The organism is Streptomyces sp. NBC_00259, from assembly GCF_036181745.1.
Classification (GTDB): Bacteria; Actinomycetota; Actinomycetes; order Streptomycetales; family Streptomycetaceae; genus Streptomyces; species Streptomyces pratisoli.
The window spans coordinates 5735050-5751999 of sequence record NZ_CP108080.1; the positions used below are offsets into that span (position 1 = coordinate 5735050).

The following is a 16950-nucleotide window of genomic DNA, read 5'->3' on the forward strand; positions in this document are numbered from 1 at the left end:
GAGCGGGCACGGCCGCTGCCCGCTCCACGATCCCCCTCGCAGGGTGTCTATCCGCATCGCCGTGCGGATTCACCCCATCGGGCAGGCGCTCGGAGTGCACCGAGGGGGCACTGGGGGGCGCGTTCGCCCGGCGGCCTTCTCCCGGTGATCAACTCCGGCCTACCGTCGGGCCATGGGACGCGGGGACCTGGCGACGTTGGTGCGCATCTGTGATCCGGCGGGCCGGCCGCGTGGGACCGGGTTCGTCGCGGACGACCGGGGCACGGTCGTCACCAGCCATGAAGCCGTCGACGGGCTCGACAGGGTCATGGTGCGTGCACCGGGCGACGGTGTCGTGCGCCTCGCCGGCGGCGACGCCGTGGTGCCGGTTCCGGAGGCGGATCTCGCGCTCATCCGTACCGAAGGGCTCGACGTACGGCCGCTGCCGGTGACCGTACGGGACACGGTGGAGAGCGGCGCCTACGTACGCGTCCCCGCGGGTGGCTGGCGCGAGGCCCGGGTCCTCGGCGCGGCCCGGGCCACCTACACGGCGGCCGATCGCTTCCATCTCCTCGACGACGCCCTGGAACTGGCGATCGGCGCGGACGGGAGCGACGCCCTGCGGCCCGGCGGCACGGCCACGGGCGGACCCGTGCTGGACGCCACGACCGGTTCCGTCGTGGCGGTGCTCGGCACCGCGCTGCACACGGGGCATCCGGCGGCCGGATTCGCCGTACCGCTGCGGGCGACCGCGGCGCGTGATCCCGCCGGGCCGCTCGCCGAACTGCTGCGGCGCAACGCGGCGACGGTTCCCGGGTTCGGGGCCGACCTCAATGTCGCGGGCGCGCTGCGGCTCGCCGCCGTCTCCCTCGATCCGGCAAGTCCGGCCGGGAGCACCGGCGTCCGCGCCGACCCGGTCGAACGTCCCGTCGTCATCGAGGAGTTCGAGGCCTTCGAGGAGTCAGGAGCGCTCGTCCTCGGGCTGACGGGGGACGCCGGAACGGGCCGCACCACCGAACTCACCGCCCTCGCCGCCCGTCGCGCCAGGTCCCCGGAACCGGCCGTCAGCCTCTGGCTGCGCGGCGCCGACCTGCGCGAGGGCGACGCCTCCCTCGCGGACGCCGTCGCTCGTACGCTCAGCCGGTCGGGCCGTATCGTCGCCGGTGTCATGGCCCAGCGTCGTGGCTCGCAGGCCGTTCCCGGCGCCGGCTGGGAGGCCGGTCCCGGGGAAGTGGCGCGCGTCGCGCGGGAAGCCGGGCGCCCGCTGTTCGTTCTGCTCGACGGTCCCGAGGAGATGCCGGCCGCCCTCGCCGGCCGCCTCCGCGCATGGACGGCGCAGACGACGCGCTGGCTGCGTGAGAACGATGTACGGCTCGTGATCGCTTCCGGACACGACCACTGGGAACGGTCCGGGTACGGGGAGCAGCCCGGGGCGCTCCGTCCGCGGACCGCGGCTCGGACCGCAGTTCACCGCCCGGTGGTACGTCTCACCGCGCTCACCGAGCAGGAGGCGGAGGACGCCCGTGTCCGGTACGGACTGCCGCCCGGAGCCCTGACCGGCGCCGACGCCCGCCATCCGCTGGCGCTGCGGCTGCTCGCCGAGGTACGTGAGGCCCTGCCGGGTGACGTACCGGGGAGGCCGTCCCGGGACGAGATCTTCGGTGCGTACCTGGACCTGGTGTGCCTGCGGGCGGCGGCACGGATCGCGGCGGCGGAACGGCCCGAGCCGCGGGCGACGGCGGTGCGGCGGCTCGCGGCGCGCGTCTCGGGGCAGGTGCACGAGGCCGCGAGGCGGTCTCTCGGCTCCGGGGAGGGAGGGCTCGACCGGGAGACCTTCGGCGAGCTGTTCCCCTGGCGGACGGGCTGGGCGTCCGCGGTCCTGGGCGAGGGCCTGCTGGTCCGCGCGGGCGCCGGATACCGCTTCGCGCACGAGGAGTTCGCGCGGTGGCTCCAGGCGGCGCATCTCGACGTGGACGGGGTACTGCACCCGCTGCTCGGCCATGCGGGGCCGGACGCGGCGGAAGACGTTGCGCCCACGCCGCCGCGGCACCTGATCGGCACCGTGGTCCAGGCCCTGCTGCTCATCGACCGCCGCTCCGGGCCGTCCGCGCTGGGGCCGCGGCTGACGGCCCTGATCGAGGCGCTGGACGAGGGGTTCGACGAGGCGTCCGACGAGGCGTTCGGCGAGGGGGAGCCTTTGTCGGACGACGCGCGTTGGTGGGCGTGCGGGCTGCTGCGGGAGACGCTGCTGCGTGTCCCCGTGCCGCGCGCGTACCTCGGTGTCCTGCGCACCCTCGCGGACCGCGTCACCCGCCGCTCCCTGCGCGAGGGCGGACCGCGGAACCTGGGCGGACTGGGGGAGTTCGGGCCCAGGTTCTGGCAGCGGCTGCGCGTCGGCGAGGCGGAGCGGATGGATCTCTTCCGCCGTCTCGTCCCGGCGGACGGTGCTCCGGAGCGTGCCGCCGGGACCGCGCCGAGCGGCTCCCCGCCACGCTTCCTGGACGCGGTCGCCGAGGAGCTGGCCCGCTCGCCCCGGGACGTACAGCCGCTGCTCTGCCGCTGGTTCACCGATGACCGGCCCCTGCCCGCAGGGCCGGGAGCCGCGATGCGGCCCACCGTCGCCGGAGCCGCCCAGGCGCTGCTCCACACCCATCGCGGACGGTCGGTGGACGATCTGTGCGAGGCGCTCGTCAGCACCGCCCACCCCCGCGCGGCGGAGCTGCTGGCCGCTCTCGTGGAGGACGAGCCGTCCGCCGTCTGCCGGGCCGTCGACCGCTGGGCGCACGACGACAGCCGGCCCGGCCGTCGTCTCGCCGCGGCGACGTACGGTCCGGCCGTCGCCGTCCGGGTCACCGGCGGGACCGACCGGGACCTGCTGCGGTTCGCCGCACTGGCGCTGCTGGCCCGGCCGGCCGACACCGCACTGCACGGCGCCGCGCTCGCGCTCCTCGTACGGGACCCGCGCACCAGGCCCCGCTACCTCGGGCGGGCGCTGGCCGCGTACCGCCGCGGGGAGCAGGGGCTGACCGCGGAGGTCCTCGCCGGTGCGGCGTCGACCCATCCGGAGCCCGTGTTCGCGGCGTTCCGCGCCCGGCTGCGTGAGGCGGCCGACGGGCCGGGCGTCGCAGACGGCGTCGGCTCCGGCGACGGGGACGGTGCGGGCTCCGGCGACGGGGCGGGCGACGTCCTGCGGGCGCTGGCCGAGTTCGGCACGCCCGCGCTGGCCCGCCGCGCCGCCGTGCTCGTGGCCGAGCACGCCGGCTCCCGGCCAGATGCGGCGGCGGGCGCCGCGGCCTTCGTCGAGCGCCGGCTGGAACACGGCCCGGCCGCCCGTGCCGTGCTCGTCCCCCTCGTCATGGACCTGCTGCGGGGACGGTCCGTGGAGGTACGGGGCGCGCTGGCCGCCGTGCTCGCGGCGCCCCCGGGCTCGCCGGCCGCCGAGCCGCTGCGGGCCGGGCTGCTCGACGTACTTCTGGAGCACGAGCGGCACGAGAGCGGGAACCTGGCGGTCCTGGACGCGTTGCTCGAGGCCGCGGCACTCGGCTCCGGCCGGTGCGCGGACGCCCGGACCCGCGAGCTGGTCCACCGCACCGGCGTCCTGTTCGTCCGTACGCTCGAGGGCGCGAACCGCTTCGACCGCCGCCTCGTCGAGCTGGCCCACCGGGTGCCCGGCTTCGCCGCTCAGGTCGTGACCTGGCAGGCCGAGGCGCCGCGGGAGTGGGCGGCGTTGGTCGGCCCCAGCACACGCCGGACCTTGGAGGCACTGGGCAGGACGGTGCCGATGCCGACGGAGGACCGTGGGCATGGCAGTCTTAGACCTGCGTAAGACGCATCAATGCGTACACAGGTTTGATTCTGGTTGGGCGAGGAGCGGTCACAGTGCAGCGCTGGCGTGGCTTGGAGGACATCCCCCAGGACTGGGGGCGCAGCGTCGTCACCATCGGTTCCTACGACGGTGTGCACCGGGGCCACCAGCTGATCATCGGGCGGGCCGTGGAGCGGGCGCGCGAACTGGGTGTGCCGTCGGTCGTGGTCACCTTCGACCCGCACCCCAGCGAGGTCGTGCGCCCCGGCAGCCACCCGCCGCTGCTCGCCCCGCACCACCGGCGCGCGGAGCTGATGGCGGAGCTTGGTGTCGACGCGGTGCTGATCCTCCCGTTCACCTCGGAGTTCTCCAAGCTGTCGCCCGCCGACTTCATCGTGAAGGTGCTGGTGGACAAGCTCCACGCCCGCGCCGTGATCGAGGGACCGAACTTCCGCTTCGGCCACAAGGCGGCCGGCAACGTCGAGTTCCTGGCCGACCTCGGCCGGACGTACGACTACGAGGTCGAGGTCGTCGACCTCTACGTCCGCGGTGAGGCGGGCGGCGGCGAGCCCTTCTCCTCCACCCTGACCCGCCGCCTGATCGCCGAGGGCGACGTCGAGGGGGCGGCGGAGATCCTCGGCCGTCCGCACCGCGTCGAGGGCGTGGTCGTCCGCGGCGCCCAGCGCGGCCGTGAGCTGGGCTACCCGACGGCGAACGTCGAGACCCTCCCGCACACCGCGATCCCCGCGGACGGCGTCTACGCCGGCTGGCTCACCGCCGACGGCGAGCGGATGCCCGCCGCGATCTCGGTCGGCACGAACCCACAGTTCGACGGCACGGAGCGGACCGTCGAGGCGTATGCGATCGACCGCGTCGGCCTCGACCTGTACGGGCTCCACGTGGCCGTCGACTTCCTCGCGTACGTGCGCGGCATGGCCAAGTTCGAGTCCATCGAGGCCCTTCTGGACGCCATCGCGGACGATGTGAAGCGCGCACGCGAACTGACGACGGAGTACGACGCGTAACGTCTCCTGCGGGGCCCGCGCCAAGGCCCGGACATGACCTGGGCGCCGTGCACCTGAGGGACCTAGGCGCCGAGTACCTGAGCCGCCGCCCAGTGGCAGGCCACCGCAGCCGGGCCCGAGCCCGGCAGGACCGGCAGGTCCTCGGTGCGGCAGCGGTCGGCGACGCCCGTCGTCTCCGCCTCGCCCGACGCCAGGATCTGACAGCGTGCGTGGAAGCGGCAGCCCGCAGGGATCCGGGACGGGTCCGGGGGCTCCCCGGTGAGGACCACCGGAGGACCGGCGGACTCGGGGAGGACGGAGAGCAGCGCCCGCGTGTACGGATGCCGCGGCGCCGTCAGGACGTCCTCCACCGGCCCCGTCTCCACGATCCGGCCCAGGTACATCACGGCGACCCGGTCCGCGATGTTCCACGCCAGGCCCAGATCGTGGGTCACCACCAGTGCGGAGAGGCCCAGTTCGTCGCGCAGTCGCAGCAGCAGCGCCAGGATCTCGCCCCGGACGGAGGCGTCGAGCGAGGCCACCGGCTCGTCGGCGACGATGAGTTCGGGCTCCAGGACGAGCGCGCCCGCGATGACCACGCGCTGCCGCTGGCCGCCGGACAGCTCGTGCGGATAGCGCAGGAAGAACCGCTCCGGCGGCCGGAGCCCGGCCCGCGAGAGCGCCTCCGCGACCGCGGCGCGCTCGTCGCCCCCGTAGCCGTGGATCCGCAGGCCCTCCGCCACCGCCTCGTACACGGTGTGCCGGGGATTGAGCGACCCGCTCGGGTCCTGGAGCACCAGCTGGACGCGCCTGCGATACGCCTTCAGGGCCCTCGACCCGTACGACAGAGGCGCCCCGCCGAACGTCACGCGCCCCGCCGCCGGTTCGACCAGCCCGAGCAGCGTCCGCGCGAGGGACGTCTTGCCGCAGCCCGACTCGCCGACGAGCGCGACGATCTCGCCGGAGCCGATGTCGAGATCGACGCCGTCGACGGCGCGGGCCGCCGACGCGCCCCGTCGTCCGGGGAAGGTCACACGCAGGCCGGCCGCCGCCAGCAGGGAAGCCGCGGTCACGGGGGACTCCTCGACGCTCGTCATGCCTGCACCGCCGCCCCGGCGTGGACGCACGCGGCCTGCCGGCCAGGTCCCGCCTCGCGCAGCTCCTGCTCGTCCCGCGCACAGGCGTCCAGCGCCACGGGGCAGCGCGGATGGAACGTACAGCCCCTCGGCAGCGCCGACGGGTCGGGCGGATCACCGGGCAGCCCCTGTGGTGCCCGGCGCGAGGCAGGGTCCCCGATGCGGGGGAACGCCGCCGACAGCGCCCGTCCGTACGGGTGCTCCGCCGCGTCGTACACGGCCCGCGCGGGCCCCTCCTCGACCACCCGTCCCGCGTACATCACCGCGAGCCGGTCGCAGGTGTCGGCCAGCACCGCCAGATCGTGGCTGATCATCAGCAGGCTGATGTCCTGCGCGGCGACCAACTGCTCGATCAGCCGCAGGATCTGCGCCTGGATCATGACGTCCAGCGCCGTCGTCGGCTCGTCGGCCACGAGCAGCCGCGGATCACAGGCCAGCGCCATCGCGATCATCACGCGCTGCCGCTGCCCGCCGGACAGCTCGTGCGGATACGCCGCCGCGCGCGAGGCCGGCAGCCCCACCTGCTCCAGCAGCTCCCCGGACCGCCGCTTCGCCGCACCCGGCGTCGCCCGCCCGTGCACGAGCTGCGGCTCCGCGATCTGCTCCCCGATCCGGTGCACCGCGTTGAGCGAGTGCATCGCCCCCTGGAAGACGATCGACGCCCCCGCCCAGCGCACGGCCCGCAGCCGCCCCCAGGACATGGTGAGGACGTCCTCGCCGTCGAGGCGGATCTCGCCCGACAGCCGCGCCGACGCGGGCAGCAGCCGCAGCAGAGCCAGCGCCAGCGTCGACTTCCCGCACCCCGACTCGCCCGCGACACCGAGCTTCTGCCCCGCGCCGAGCGCCAGATCGACACCCCGTACGGCCGGGACGGCGGACGCCCCCGACCCGTACGTCACCCGCAGGTCCCTGACCTCCAGCAGACTCAACGCCCCACCCCCAGCTTCGGGTTGAGCACGGACTCGATCGCCCGTCCGCACAGTGTGAACGCCAGCGCGACCAGCGCCACGGCGATCCCCGGCGGGGCGAGGTACCACCAGTGCCCGGACGACACGGCTCCCGCCTCCCGGGCGTCCTGGAGCATGCCGCCCCATGACACGACCGACGGGTCGCCGAGCCCGAGGAACGCCAGCGTCGCCTCCGTCAGGATCGCGGTGGAGATGCCGAGCGTCGTCTGGGCCAGGACCAGCGGCATCACATTGGGCAGCACATGGCGGGCCATGACGTGCCGGTGCCCGCCCCCGAGCGCCTTGGCCCGCTCGATGTACGGGCGGGACTCGACCGCGATCGTCTGGGCCCTCACCAGCCGCGCCGTCGTGGGCCAGGTCGTGACGCCGATCGCCAGGATCACCGTCCACACGCTCCGCGACATCACCGTCGCCAGCACGATCGCGAGCACCAGCGTCGGCATCACGAGGAACCAGTCGGTGATCCGCATGACGACCGTGGCGAACCAGCCACCGTAGTGGCCGGCCACGATGCCCACGAGTGTCCCGATCGCCACCGACAGCACCGCCGCGAGCAGCCCCACGGTGAGCGAGATCCGCGCGCCCCACACCAGCAGCCCGAGCAGCGAGCGCCCGAACTGGTCGGTGCCGAGCGGGAACGCTCCGCTCGGCGACTCCAGCGCCCCGCCCGGGGCATGGGTGACGCTCTGCACCTCGCTGCCGACGAGCAGCGGTGCGGCGAACGCGACGAGGGCGAGCAGCGCGAGCCCGCCGAGTCCTGCGACGCCCGCGCGGTGCGTACGGTACGCGCGCCAGAACCGTACGACGGAGGCGCGGCGACGTGTCCAGGTGAGAGTCATCGGCCCACCCTCGGGTCCAGCATCGGATACAGCAGGTCGGCGAGCAGGTTCATCAGGATCATCGCGCCCGCGAAGACCACGAACAGGCCCTGCACCAGCGGCAGATCGGGCACGCTCAGCGCCTGGTAGAACAGCCCGCCGAGGCCGGGCCAGGAGAAGACGGTCTCGACGAGGATCGACCCGGCCGCCACATGGCCGAGATTGATGAAGACCATCGTGACCGTGGGCAGCAGCGCGTTCGGTACGGCGTGCCGGCGCCGCACCGCATCGTCCCGCAGCCCCTTCGCCCGTGCCGTCGTCAGATAGTCGCTGCCCATCTCGTCCAGCAGGGAGGAACGCATCACCAGCAGCGTCTGGGCATAGCCGACGGCGACCAGCGTCAGCACCGGCAGCACCATGTGATGGGCGACATCCAGGACGTACGAGACACCCGTCTCGTCCCCCGACTCCATGCCCCCGGTCGGGAACATGCCGGGGATCGGGCCGACGCCCACCGAGAACGTGATGATCAGCAACAGTCCGAGCCAGAACGACGGCACCGACCACAGCGTCAGCGCCACCCCGGTGTGGAGCCGGTCGCCCGTTCCGCCGTGCCGCCACGCCGAGCGTGTACCGAGCCACAGCCCGAGCGCCGAGTAGATCACCACGGCCACGCCCGTGAGCAGCAGCGTCGCGGGCAGCTTCTGCGCGATGAGCTCTCCGACGGGGGCGCGGAACTGGTACGACATGCCCAGGTCGCCGGTGAGCGCGCCCGCGCAGTAGTCGGTGAACTGCCGCCACATCGGCAGGTCGAGGCCGAACTGACGGCGCAGCGTGGCCAGTTGCTCCGCGCTCGTGGGCATGCCGTGGGTCATGACCTTGACCGGATCACCCGGGATGATCCGGAAGAGGAAGAAGCTGGTGACGAGTACGGCGAACAGCGACACGACCGCACCTGCCAGCTTCCCGGCCACATAGGCCGGGTACGCCGAGGCCGTCGCACCACCGCGCCGGTCGGCACGCGCTTCCGGGGCCCCCGGCGCCGCGGCCACGGGCGTCGTGGCCGGGGCCGTCTCCGTGCTCGCCGTGCCGCTCATCGGCTACTCACGGTCGTCCGCGGAGGCACGGCGGCGCCGGCTGGTGAGGACACCGACCGCTATGACCAGGACGACCGACACCCCGATGCCGATGGCCACGGCGGCGGAGGAACCGCCGCCGCCGGACGACGAGCCGCCGGCCGCGGCCGGCTCCGCCGACCACCAGCTCCAGTAGCCGTCCTGGCCGTACAGATTGCCGGCCGCCTCGGGCATCGTCGTGATGGACTTGATCTGGTCCGTGCGGTACGCCTCGAGCGCGTTCGGATAGGCCATCACGTTCATGAATCCGGTGTCGTACAGCCGGGACTGCATCTGCCTGACCAGAGCGCTCCGCCTGGTCGCGTCGTACTCGACGGCCTGCTGCGCGTACAGCTCGTCGAACTGCTTGTCGCAGATGAAGTTGTCCGTCGCCCCGGTGTCCCGGGGGGTGGCGGGGAGCGCGGAGCAGGTGTGGATGGACAGGACGAAGTCCGGGTCGGGATTGACGGACCAGCCGTCGAACGCCAGGTCGTAGTCGCCCTTGAGCCAGGGGTCGGAGACGTTGTCGAGGCAGTCGACCTTCAGCCCGACGCCGAGCGCGCCCCACCACTCCTGGAGGTACTTGCCGATCGCCTTGTCGTTCGGGTCGGTGGCGTGGCAGAGGATGCGGAAGTCCAGGGCCTTGCCGTCCTTGCCGACGCGCTTTCCACTGCTGTTCTTCCGGTATCCGGCCCGGTCGAGCAGGGCGGCCGCCATCGCCGGGTCGTACGCGATCCGCCGGGTGGTGTCCGGTTTCCAGAAGTACGGGCCGAAGCGCGGCGGGATGTAGCCCTCGCCCTCCACGGCGTGGCCCCGGAAGACCTTGTCGACGATGGTCTTGCGGTCGACCGCATGGAACAGCGCCTTCCGCACCACCGGGTCGAGGAGCGCCGGATGGCCGCTGCCGAATCGTCCGCCGTTCCTGGCCCGGGCGCCGGGGTTGGTGGCGAGGGCGAAGAAGCGACGGCCCGGTGCGTCGTTGACCTTGATGTTCTCGGCGTTCTCCAGCGCCGCGGCCTGGGCCGGGGTGAGGTTGGGAACGAAGGAGACCTCGCCCTTGCGCAGCGCGGCGACCGCCGCGTCCCCGTCCTTGTAGTACCTGAACACCAGCTCGTCGAACTTCGGTGCGCCGCGCCAGAAGGTCTTGTTGGGCCTGAACCTGATGTACTGGTCGACCTTGAAGTCGGTGAGGACGAACGGGCCGTTGCCGACGACCGGGAACTGCTTGTCGTTGTTGAACTTCGAGAAGTCGCCGACCTTCTCCCAGACGTGCTTGGGGACGATCGGCACATCGAGCGCGGTCATGTTCGCCTGGGGTTTCTTCAGCTCGATGACCAGCGTCTCGGGGTCCGGGGCGGTGACCTTCCGGAAGTTGGCGGTGAAGCTGCCGTTGGCGGTGGCGGCGTTCGGGTCCGTCATCATCTTGTTGAACGTCCAGGCGGCGTCGGCCGACGTCACCGGCCTGCCGTCGGACCAGGTGGAGTTCTTGCGGATCGTGTACGTCCACGTCAGCTTGTCCGCGGACGGCGTCCAGGCGGTGGCGAGGCCCGGGATCGGGCGCGCGTCCTTGGCGTCGTAGTTCGTCAGGTACTCGTAGACGAGGCGGTGGACGCTGGTGGAGACCAGTCGCTGCGCCAGGAACGGACTGAGGGAGTCCACGCTCTGCGAGACGGCGACGGTCAGGACGTTGTCCGCGCCGTCCTTGCCGTCCTTGCCGACCTTGCCGTCCGTTTCGGTCGTGACCGCCCGGGCATCGGCCGACGCCTGCGGATGCGGCGGTGCGACGGCGAGGGCTGAGGCCACGATGCCGGAGGCGACCAGCAGCCGGAGAACGCGACGCGGCCGGGGGAGGCCTTTCGGCCGACGGGTGAGGTGCGGAGCCGTTGTGATCATAGGACGTTGACCTCGCGTCGTAACTCGCTTGGAGGAGGCACGTGGATCTTCTGGGCGCCAACTGGTGATGCGAAGGTCTATCAGCGTGGTCCAGACGAGTCAACGATCCTGTGACGCCGCGTCAAGTCCGTTGTGGGCTGCGAGAACGCCGAAGAGCCCGCACCGTGGAACACGGTGCGGGCCCTCATTGGTCTGAACCGCTGAAGCCCTACTGCTGAGGAGCCGGCGGTGCCTGCGGGGGCTGTTGCGGCTGCTGCTGCGGGTAGCCGTATCCGGCGGGCGGAACGGCACCCGGGAGTTCGGGCTGACCGGGCTGCTCGCCGTGCGGGCCGGGCGGGCCGGGGATCTGGGCCTGAGCCGGAGGCTGGGCGGGCGGGCCCGGGAAGGGACCCGGCTGCGCCGGGGGCTGCCCGGCCGGGCTCGGCGCGGACTGCGCCTGGGGAGGCAGCGAATGGTGCCACTGCTGCTGCGCGCCCGGGACGGGTCCGCCGTACGGCTGCTGTCCTCCGTATGGCTGCTGCCCGCCGTACGGGGGCAGCCCGCCCTGCGGCTGCTGACCCGCCTGGGGCTGTTGTCCGGCGTGCGGCGGCTGGTGCGGGTTCGGCGGATAGGGCTGGCCCGGCTGCGGCTGGCCCGCCTGCGGCTGGGCCGCGTACGGCTGGTGCGGCATCGGCGGCGCCATGTGCGGGGGCTGGTGCCCCTGACCGCCGGCCGTCCACAGCCCCTGGGCCTGCTGAGCCCGTACGAAGTCCTCGGCGACCATCGCGGACAGATTGAAGTACGCCTCACGGGTCTTCGGTCGCATCATGTCCAGATCGACCTCGGCGCCCGCCGACAGGTGCTCGTCGAACGGCACGACCACGACACCGCGGCAGCGGGTCTCGAAGTGCTGCACGATGTCCTCGACCTTGATCATCTTGCCGGTCTCGCGGACACCGGAGATCACCGTGATCGAGCGCTGCACCAGATCCGCGTAGCCGTGTGCGGAGAGCCAGTCGAGCGTGGTGCTGGCGCTGCTCGCGCCGTCCACGGACGGGGTGGAGATGATGATCAGCTGGTCGGCGAGGTCCAGCACACCGCGCATCGCGCTGTAGAGGAGACCGGTGCCGGAGTCGGTGAGGATGACCGGGTACTGCTTGCCCAGCACCTCGATCGCACGGCGGTAGTCCTCGTCGTTGAAGGTCGTCGAGACGGCCGGGTCCACGTCGTTGGCGATGATCTCCAGACCGGAGGGCGCCTGCGAGGTGAACCGGCGGATGTCCATGTACGAGTTGAGGTACGGGATCGCCTGGACCAGGTCGCGGATGGTCGCGCCGGTCTCGCGCCGCACCCGTCGCCCGAGCGTGCCCGCGTCCGGGTTGGCGTCGATGGCCAGGATCTTGTCCTGGCGCTCGGTGGCCAGGGTGGCGCCGAGCGCGGTGGTGGTCGTCGTCTTGCCGACGCCGCCCTTGAGGCTGATCACCGCGATGCGGTAGCACGAAAGCACCGGCGTACGGATCAGCTCGAGCTTGCGCTGCCGCTCGGCCTCCTCCTTCTTGCCGCCGAGCTTGAAACGGGCGGCGGCACCGGAGGGGTTACGGCTCGACTTGGCCTTCTGCTTGTTGTTGCGCAGCAGGCGGTCGGAGGAGAGCTCGACGGCCGCGGTGTAGCCGAGCGGGGCGCCCGGCACGGAACGCTCACGCTGGTCGTGCGCGACGGGTGTGGGCCAGGCCGCCCCGGTCCGCGGGTCGACGGGAGCGGCCGGAGGCTGCTGGACCTGGTGCTGGTTCGGTGTCTGCGGTGTATGCGGTGTCTGCGGTGTCTGCGGTGTCTGCGGTGTGTGTGGCTGGTGTGGCGTGTGCGGTGCCTGCGGAACCTGGGGAGTCTGCTGGGCGGGCACACCGGGCTGCTGCTGCACCTGCGGGAAGCCGTAACCGCCGTGCACCGGCTGCGGGTTGGGGCCCGGCATGGCGGGCGGCAGGGGAACGCCGGGCTGCTGGGCCTGCGGCTGCTGGGCCTGCGGCTGGTGGGCCGGGAGGTGCTGGGGCTGCGGGAAGCCGTAGCCACCCTGCTGGGCGGGGAGGTTGGGGTTCTCCGCACCAGGCTGGGGGAAGCCGTAGCCACCCTGCTGGGCGGGGAGGTTGGGGTTCTCCGCACCAGGCTGGGGGAAGCCGTAACCACCCTGCTGGGCGGGGAGGTTGGGGTTCTCCGCACCAGGCTGCGGGAAGCCGTAACCACCCTGCTGAGGGCCGACGCCCGCGGTGTGCGCGGGCCAAGTGGGCTGCGCTTGCGGCTGCTGCGGCTGCTGTTGCGCCGGCATCGCGGGCTGGTCGGCCTGCTGTGCCTGTACGGGCCACTGAGGCGCCGCCGTCGGCGCGGCCGGCTGGAACGCGGGCGGCAGCGGGGGCAGGCCCGTGCCCTGCGCGCTCGGGGCGGTTTCCCCCGACGTGACCACCGGGGCGGAGTCCTGCGGAGCGGAGTCCTGCGGGGCGGAATCGCCGGGTGCGGCGTCGGCGGGCTCGACGACGGCCGGCTCGTCGGTGCTGTCCTCGTGCGCCGCACCGGTGTCGCTGTCCGCGTCCTGGTCCTCGGCCGTCGCCGCCGAAGCGGCGGCCACGGGGGTGTCGGCCCCGTCCGTCCTCTCACCCGCGGCCTCATCGGCGTCGAGTCCGGGGGCGGGGGCGGGGGCGGAGTCAGCGTTGGCCTCGGCCTCCGCCGCTGCGGCCGCCTCCCTCTCCGCGATCTCGCGCTTCAGCGCGGCGGGGGAGAACCGCATCGTCGCGCCGCTCTCGATGTCCCCGTCGCCGAACGGCTGAGGTGCGCCGCCGCCCGTATCGGCCGAAGCGGCGACAGGCGCGGGGGCTATCGGATCAACCGGGGCGACCGGCGCGGTCTCGGGCGCCGGCACCGGCGGCTGAGCGGGCACGGACGACTGCTCGGGCGTCTGGGTCTGCGCGGGTGCGGGCGTCACGGGCGGCCAGTTCGGCTCGAAGCCACTGCCCGGAGGCAGTCCGGGCACGGCGACCGGCGCTCCGGACGGCGGCGGAGGGGTCCCTCCCTGCGTGGCCGGGCCCCCCGCCGAATCCCCTGACGCATTCTGCGTGTACCAGGCAGGCGGGGTGTAGTCGATGGTGAACTCACCCGTCAGCTCCGCGGGCTCCGCGTCGGACTGATCGTCGACGGGCACGCTCCAGTCCCCGCGGATCTCGTCCCGATCGCCGTTCACTTTGCCTCCTGTGGTCGAGCACCCTTGTGCCGTGGTGGGTGGGGGCGACCGTGCCGTCTTCCGGTCCGCCCGGCTCTCCCCCGTACGACGCCGCGCACCTGCCCGCAGGTTCTCGCCGCGCTCTGACCCACCCTAATCGTCAACGCTGTCAGTACGGCAGGCCGGACCACCCGTCGACGACTGTCCGGTAGGTCACCCCTGCCTCAGCACTGCCCCCGTGTGACACGGGTGGGCCGCAGCGTGAGGGGTGAACCGGGCAAAGCCGTACGGACCATGCCAGTCGAGGCGCTACAGGATCGTCACATGCTGACGGCGCACGCCGCTCGCCGTACGGCCCCCGGTCAACTTCCGGACCCGGCCCCGGCCCCGGGTGCCCGAACCCGTACTCGGTTCTGGATCCGACCGTCCCGCCCCGGGGTCGTCCGGCCGCCGCAGGCGCTCAGCGCAGATCGAACTCCCCGTCGCGCGCACCCAGGACGAACGCCCGCCACTCGGCCTCGGTGTACCGAAGCACGGTGTCCCGGTCCATCGACGACCGCATCGCGACGGCACCGTCGGGCAGATACGCGATCTCGACCCGCTCCTCGTCCGCGGTGGTGCCGGGGGCGCCGTGCCACTCGACGCCGGAGATGTCGAGGGCGTAGAGCTCGTCCTTCTCTTGTGCGCTCCCCATGAGCCACGTTCCTTTCGGTGGTGCCGCTTTCGGTGGTGCCGGGGCGAAAGAGCCCGGAACGGCCCGGTCATGCCCCCTTTTCCAGGGGACTTCCCGTGAGGCGCCGCGCAGTTGGATGTTGCCCCCGTCACACCGGGCATCCTATCCAGCGGAGTTCGCGGCCACTCCCGTTCCGGAACGGGGCTCCCGATCTTCGGACCGCGCCCGCCGGCCCGCGCCGGCAGCCGTCCTCAGTCCATCCGGCGGGCCACGCCCAGCAGTCCGGTCTCGGCGTCCGTCGCGCTCGTCATCACCCATTGCCGCTCACGACCGGACACCCAGAGCGTGACCCCGTCCGCCAGCGTCGGCAGCGCGTCGCTCTCCGCCCGGGACAGCCCCAGGATCCGGCCGATCTGCTCCGCCTCCTGCGGCGAGACCCGCTGCACCCCCACCAGCGTCGAGTCACGCAGCAGCCGCGGCGCGACCGGGCTCAGATACGGAAGCAGTGTCAGCACCGACTGCCAGGGCGACGACACCACGCGCCCTCGCGGCGGCCGCATGCCGCAGTCCCGGATGACGACCACCGGACTGCCGACCGTGGCGCCCATCGGCGGGACGCGCCCCACATCGTGGAGCGTGATGCACTCCAGGCCCGCGCCCGCGGCCTGCGCCAGCATCGTCCACGCCTGGGCACGGCCCGTCTCCACCACCACCCGTGCGCCTGTGCCCGCCGCACGGAGCGCCAGCACCTGCGCCGTCCAGAGCCCGCCGATCAGCAGGACGTCGTAGGGAGTCGATCGGTGGAACCCCACCATCTGCGGGCGGCCCTCGGCGTCGTCACCGATGACGACGCCGTCGTCCCCGACGGGCAGGGAAAGCGCCCCGAGGTCGTCCGCCGCCATGGTGTGACCCGCGTGGCGCGGGCCGAGCAGCCCGCGCAGCCGTCCTGCCGTTCCGGTCGTCACGCCCATCACCGCGCACCTCCCAGCGGCATCGTCGCCAGCGCGCCGGGCAGCTGCTCGCGGTCCAGTCGCTGCAGTCCGACCTTCGCCGTCCGGGCTGCCTGCTCCAACACCCGCCGGACCCCGACCAGTTCGGTGTCCGAGCCGCCGGTGATCCGTACGTGGCCGCCCACGGTCATCGCTCCCTTGTGTGCACCCCGGCGCAGGGTGAGGCTGAAGGTGGTCGCGTAGGCCGGGGCCGAGGTGAGGGTCGACACCAGTTTGGGCAGCGGCTGCGCCCCGCGGCCCAGCTCGGGCCAGCGGCCGACGGCGTACGTCGTGTGCCAGCGGTCGTCGCAGCGCCAGACCCGCGACGTCTCGGTGGTGCGGCGCTGTGCGGTGGCACCCGGCCGGCCGGCGAGCGCCGCGGCCCTGGGACTCGCACAGGCCGCCGTCGCCATCGTGGAGTTGAGCTCCTCCTGGTCCAGGACCACGGCCTGGAACCCTGCTCCGGTGATACGGCTCGCCACATGGTCCGCGACGCGTACGAGACAGCGCTGGGCGCCCTCGGCCCCGCCGCCGCGGGCCTCGACCGCCTCGCGGCAGAGCTCCGGGTCCAGCTTCACCGCGACCCAGGTCATCCTCAACGCGGGTGCGCCGGTGCGCTCCTGGAGCGGGGCGTACGAGAGCCGGGCGACCGACTGCTGCGGCAGGTGCGGCGCGGGCGCCGAGCGCACCTGCTGCACCAGCTGTACCGACTCCAGCGTGATGTCGTCGACCTGGAGCGCACCGCCCAGCAGCGACAGCGGCAGGGCCCGCGCGCCGAAGGCGGGACGCAGTGCGGAACCGCTCGCCTCGACCCGTACGACGGCCGTCAGGAACGTGCCGTCGCCGAGCATGCCGACCGTACGCCGGTCACGGTCCACATAGGTGTGCGGGCGCAGTCCCGGCATCGCCTCGACGAGCGGCGCCAGCGAGGGGTCCAGATCCGCGGGGGAGGGCTCGGCGGCCCGCCGCCGCGCGCGCAGACCCAGCGCGGTCGCCAGCCAGTCCTGCAGAGCGTGGCCGCGTCGGCGCAGCACCGCGAGCAGCACCAGGACCGAGGCGACGACGACCGCGGGCACCAACCAGAGTCCGCCGAGCGCGGCCCCCACCACGACCAGCGCGAGTGCCAGCTCGACGAGCATCAGCTGCCGCAGCTGGAGAGGGCCGATCCGGCTGGTACGCGACAGGGGCCGCAGGGTCGTTGAGGCCGGGGCCGTCCGAGGGGGCGCGGCCGCAGGGACGTTGCTGCGTTGCCGCCGGGAACTGCCCGGGGCCTGTCCGGAAGTCCGCCCACTTCGCGCGCGCGTCGCCGTACCCATCGCCGCGTTGCCCCCTCGTGTCCGTATTTGCCAAATTCTTATGGGCGTTGACCGGGCGATCACCCTACCT

Annotated in this window: 11 protein-coding genes; 2 read left to right on the forward strand and 9 right to left on the reverse strand. The window is 73.2% G+C overall.

Annotated elements, in window-relative coordinates; all coding sequences use genetic code 11:
* Positions 1-172: 172 nt before the first annotated feature.
* A complete protein-coding gene (locus OG766_RS26085) occupies positions 173-3805 on the forward strand; it encodes a trypsin-like peptidase domain-containing protein (RefSeq protein ID WP_328726313.1) in 3633 nt (1210 codons plus the stop codon).
* Between the two features lie 53 nt (positions 3806-3858).
* Entirely contained in the window at positions 3859-4809 is a 951-nt protein-coding gene (locus OG766_RS26090; protein WP_266384015.1) for a bifunctional riboflavin kinase/FAD synthetase, read from the forward strand.
* 62 nt (positions 4810-4871) lie between these two features.
* On the opposite strand, the gene OG766_RS26095 is transcribed toward OG766_RS26090, so the two are convergent.
* From OG766_RS26095 to eccE, 9 genes are all read right to left on the reverse strand, one after another.
* Positions 4872-5885 (reverse strand): ABC transporter ATP-binding protein, encoded by a 1014-nt coding sequence (locus OG766_RS26095; protein WP_266384017.1) that lies wholly within the window; start codon positions 5883-5885, stop codon positions 4872-4874.
* On the reverse strand, positions 5882-6853 hold the full coding sequence (locus OG766_RS26100) for an ABC transporter ATP-binding protein (protein ID WP_266384018.1): 972 nt from the start codon (positions 6851-6853) through the stop codon (positions 5882-5884). Before OG766_RS26100 ends, OG766_RS26095 begins: the two co-directional genes overlap by 4 nt.
* Positions 6850-7731, reverse strand: a complete 882-nt coding sequence (locus tag OG766_RS26105) for an ABC transporter permease (protein ID WP_266384020.1) — start codon at positions 7729-7731, stop codon at positions 6850-6852. Before OG766_RS26105 ends, OG766_RS26100 begins: the two co-directional genes overlap by 4 nt.
* Positions 7728-8807 carry an ABC transporter permease gene (locus OG766_RS26110; RefSeq protein ID WP_328726314.1) on the reverse strand — a complete coding sequence of 360 codons (1080 nt, stop codon included), beginning with the start codon at positions 8805-8807 and terminating at the stop codon, positions 7728-7730. The genes OG766_RS26105 and OG766_RS26110 overlap by 4 nt, the downstream gene beginning before the upstream one ends.
* 3 nt (positions 8808-8810) lie before the next feature.
* Entirely contained in the window at positions 8811-10718 is a 1908-nt protein-coding gene (locus OG766_RS26115; RefSeq protein WP_266384025.1) for an ABC transporter substrate-binding protein, read from the reverse strand.
* Between the two features lie 208 nt (positions 10719-10926).
* Positions 10927-13923, reverse strand: coding sequence for an SCO5717 family growth-regulating ATPase (locus tag OG766_RS26120; RefSeq protein ID WP_328726315.1), 2997 nt, complete (start codon positions 13921-13923; stop codon positions 10927-10929).
* 439 nt (positions 13924-14362) lie between these two features.
* Positions 14363-14596 (reverse strand): DUF397 domain-containing protein, encoded by a 234-nt coding sequence (locus tag OG766_RS26125; RefSeq protein WP_266384031.1) that lies wholly within the window; start codon positions 14594-14596, stop codon positions 14363-14365.
* Between the two features lie 230 nt (positions 14597-14826).
* Positions 14827-15546 carry a hypothetical protein gene (locus tag OG766_RS26130; RefSeq protein WP_266384034.1) on the reverse strand — a complete coding sequence of 240 codons (720 nt, stop codon included), beginning with the start codon at positions 15544-15546 and terminating at the stop codon, positions 14827-14829.
* Positions 15546-16880: a type VII secretion protein EccE gene (eccE, locus tag OG766_RS26135; RefSeq protein ID WP_266384038.1), complete on the reverse strand. Its 1335-nt coding sequence runs from the start codon at positions 16878-16880 to the stop codon at positions 15546-15548. Before eccE ends, OG766_RS26130 begins: the two co-directional genes overlap by 1 nt.
* Positions 16881-16950 lie beyond the last annotated feature (70 nt).

What these genes read in the sequence shown, in the direction of transcription:
- OG766_RS26095 (WP_266384017.1), bottom strand. Translation starts at nt 5,885, where the DNA reads ATGACGAGCGTCGAGGAGTCCCCCGTGACCGCGGCTTCCCTGCTGGCG.
- OG766_RS26110 (WP_328726314.1), bottom strand. Translation starts at nt 8,807, where the DNA reads ATGAGCGGCACGGCGAGCACGGAGACGGCCCCGGCCACGACGCCCGTG.
- eccE (WP_266384038.1), bottom strand. Translation starts at nt 16,880, where the DNA reads ATGGGTACGGCGACGCGCGCGCGAAGTGGGCGGACTTCCGGACAGGCC.
- OG766_RS26115 (WP_266384025.1), bottom strand. Translation starts at nt 10,718, where the DNA reads ATGATCACAACGGCTCCGCACCTCACCCGTCGGCCGAAAGGCCTCCCC.
- OG766_RS26105 (WP_266384020.1), bottom strand. Translation starts at nt 7,731, where the DNA reads ATGACTCTCACCTGGACACGTCGCCGCGCCTCCGTCGTACGGTTCTGG.
- OG766_RS26085 (WP_328726313.1), top strand. Translation starts at nt 173, where the DNA reads ATGGGACGCGGGGACCTGGCGACGTTGGTGCGCATCTGTGATCCGGCG.
- OG766_RS26130 (WP_266384034.1), bottom strand. Translation starts at nt 15,546, where the DNA reads ATGGGCGTGACGACCGGAACGGCAGGACGGCTGCGCGGGCTGCTCGGC.
- OG766_RS26125 (WP_266384031.1), bottom strand. Translation starts at nt 14,596, where the DNA reads ATGGGGAGCGCACAAGAGAAGGACGAGCTCTACGCCCTCGACATCTCC.